The organism is Kitasatospora sp. NPDC059571, from assembly GCF_042735675.1.
Lineage (GTDB): Bacteria > Actinomycetota > Actinomycetes > Streptomycetales > Streptomycetaceae > Kitasatospora.
The window spans coordinates 6,526-8,989 of sequence record NZ_JBHWBW010000328.1; the positions used below are offsets into that span (position 1 = coordinate 6,526).

Here is a 2,464-nt window from a genome sequence, read left to right on the forward strand (position 1 = left end):
CCTGTGGCCCCCGGGGCCGCGCCCGCCCCCTACCGGGGACCGCACCCCCGTCCGGCCTGCGGGGGGGGTGGGGGGGCGTAACGGGGTCGGTGGGGTGTCAGACGGCCAGTCCGGCACCGAGGAGGCCGGCCATCGGCCCGCTGCGGGCCCGGTCGACCAGGGGTGCGGCGCGCCCGGCGAGCACCGCGAGCGGGGCGGCGACCAGGATGCCGACCAGGGCGCCGACCGCGACGTCGTGCGGGTAGTGCACGCCGACCCAGACCCGGGAGGCGCCCATCAGCACGGCGGCGGCCAGGGCGGCCGCGCCGAGCCGGCGGTGGGCGAACCAGAGCGCGGTGGCGGCCGCGAAGGCGATCACCGTGTGGTTGCTGGGGAAGGACCAGTCGCCGGCCACCGGGCAGGTCTCCAGGGTCACGCTCCCGGGCAGCTGCCGGCAGGGCCGGTTCTCCGCGATGAGGCCCTTGAGGACCGAGTTCGCGGCGTAGGCGACGACCACGATCAGCGGCGAGGCCAGCACCCGCGCCATCACCGCGGAGTCGGCGCCGCGCGCCCGCCACCAGCCGTACAGCATGAAGATCGCGAACAGGCCGAGGCCGAGGTCGGACCAGACGGTGATCGCCCGGTCCAGCCAGTGCGGGGCGTCCTGCGCCCAGCCGATCACCCGGGTGTACAGGCCGCCGTCGATGCCGCTGCCGTCGAAGGCGAGGAGTGCGTCGGTCATCGGGCGCTCCCCTCGCGGCGGGCCCGGAGCACCTCGCGGAGCACCGGGATCAGCGAGACGGCGACCACCAGGCCGATGATCGGCAGCAGGTAGTGGTCGATGTTCGGCACGGAGGAGCCGAGCCCGTAGCCGGCCAGCACCACGCCGACCGTCCAGACCGCGCCGCCGACGACCTGCCAGAGCGCGAACGTCCGGGCCGGCACGCCGACCATCCCGCACAGCGGGTTCAGCACGGTGCGGACCACCGGGACGAACCGCGCCAGCACGATCGCCCGGCCGTGCCCGTACCGGGCGAGCAGGTCCTCGGCCCGCCGGGTGCCCTCGTGCAGGCTGCGGCTGCTGCTGCGGCTCAGCAGGGCCCGGCCGCCGCGGCGGCCGATCAGGTAGCCGGCCTGGGCGCCGATCAGCGCGCCGGCCAGGGCCGCGGGCAGCACCTGGGCCAGCGAGAGCTGCGGCCCGGAGGTGGCGCCGGGCACGCAGAGCAGGCCGGCGGTGAAGAGCAGCGAGTCGCCGGGCAGGAAGAACCCGACCAGCAGGCCGGTCTCGGCGAAGAGCACGACCGCGATCCCGAGGGCGCCGAAGGCGGCCAGCAGCGACGAGGCGTCGAGCACGTTCACCGCGAGCAGGGCGGATGTCTGGGGCAAGGTTGGCGGACCTCCCGTACGGTGGTGGGCGCCCCGCGGGGGCGCCTCGATCGTCTACAGTGGCGTAGACGGTCTACATGACTGTAGACGATCAGGGAGGGTGCGTCGACATGTCCCATTCGCCCGTTCGCCGGCCGGCCGGCGGACTGGAGGCCCAGGTGCTCGCCGCGCTGTGGGCCGCCCGGACACCGCTCACCCCGCAGGACGTCCAGGCCGCCCTCGGCGACGACCTGGCGCGCACCACCATCGCCACGATCCTCGCCCGGCTGCACGACAAGGGCACCGTCGAGCGCACCCGGGCCGGCCGCGGCTTCGCGTACACGCCCACCGTCGAGGACCAGGCCGGCCTGGCCGCCCGCCGGATGCGCAGCGAGCTCGACCGCGGCCAGGACCGCTCCACCGTCCTCGCCCGCTTCGTCTCCGACCTGTCCGCCGAGGACGAGCAGCTGCTGCGCGACCTGCTCGGGGAGGCCACATGACCCTCGCCGTCTGGGCCCCGCTGCTCCTGCCGCTGCTCGCCGCACCGCTCGCCCGCCGGCTGGCCGACCGCTGCGCGCCGCGCGCCGCCGCCCTGCTGCTGGCCGGGACGGCCGGGGCGCTCGCCGCCGGCACCGCCGTCAGCCTCGGCCTGCTCGCCCTGGCCGGCCTGCTCCGGTTCCCGCCGGTCGCCGGCCTCGCCCACCTCGCGCCCCGCTGGCTGCCCGCCGCCTCGCCGCTGCCGGCCGCCGCGGCCGCGCTCGCCGTGCTGGCGGTCGCCGCCCTGCTGGTGCGCGCCGTCCGCCGCCAGCACGCCGACCTGGCCCGCGCCCGCCGCGACCTCGCCGCCGCCACCGGGCACGGCCGGCTCGCCATGCTCGACGACGAGCGCGCCGACGCCTACGCGCTGCCCGGCCGGCCCGGCCGGATCGTCGTCACCACCGGCATGCTGGACGCCCTGCCCGCCCCGGAACAGGCCGCCCTGCTCGCCCACGAGCACGCCCACCTGGCCGGCCGGCACCACCTCTTCCTCGCCCTCGGCGAGTACGCCGCCGCCGTCCACCCGGCGCTGCGCGGCCTGCGCCCGGCCCTCGGCTACCACCTGGAGCGCTGGGCCGACGAG

Annotated in this window: 4 protein-coding genes; 2 read left to right on the forward strand and 2 right to left on the reverse strand. The window is 77.4% G+C overall.

Features of this window, described 5'->3' with window-relative positions; translation table 11 throughout:
- Nucleotides 1-97: 97 nt before the first annotated feature.
- Both ACFV0G_RS28110 and ACFV0G_RS28115 read right to left on the reverse strand, forming a co-directional pair.
- Nucleotides 98-721 carry a phosphatase PAP2 family protein gene (locus ACFV0G_RS28110; RefSeq protein ID WP_380553849.1) on the reverse strand — a complete coding sequence of 208 codons (624 nt, stop codon included), beginning with the start codon at nucleotides 719-721 and terminating at the stop codon, nucleotides 98-100.
- On the reverse strand, nucleotides 718-1,365 hold the full coding sequence (locus ACFV0G_RS28115) for a DedA family protein (RefSeq protein ID WP_380553852.1): 648 nt from the start codon (nucleotides 1,363-1,365) through the stop codon (nucleotides 718-720). The genes ACFV0G_RS28110 and ACFV0G_RS28115 overlap by 4 nt, the downstream gene beginning before the upstream one ends.
- A gap of 110 nt (nucleotides 1,366-1,475) precedes the next feature.
- On the opposite strand from ACFV0G_RS28115, the gene ACFV0G_RS28120 reads away from it, so the two are divergent.
- Complete coding sequence (locus ACFV0G_RS28120; protein WP_380553855.1) at nucleotides 1,476-1,844, forward strand: BlaI/MecI/CopY family transcriptional regulator; 369 nt, start codon at nucleotides 1,476-1,478, stop codon at nucleotides 1,842-1,844.
- The coding region (locus ACFV0G_RS28125; protein ID WP_380553858.1) for a M48 family metalloprotease at nucleotides 1,841-2,464 on the forward strand (624 nt) is incomplete at its 3' end. The genes ACFV0G_RS28120 and ACFV0G_RS28125, both read left to right, overlap by 4 nt.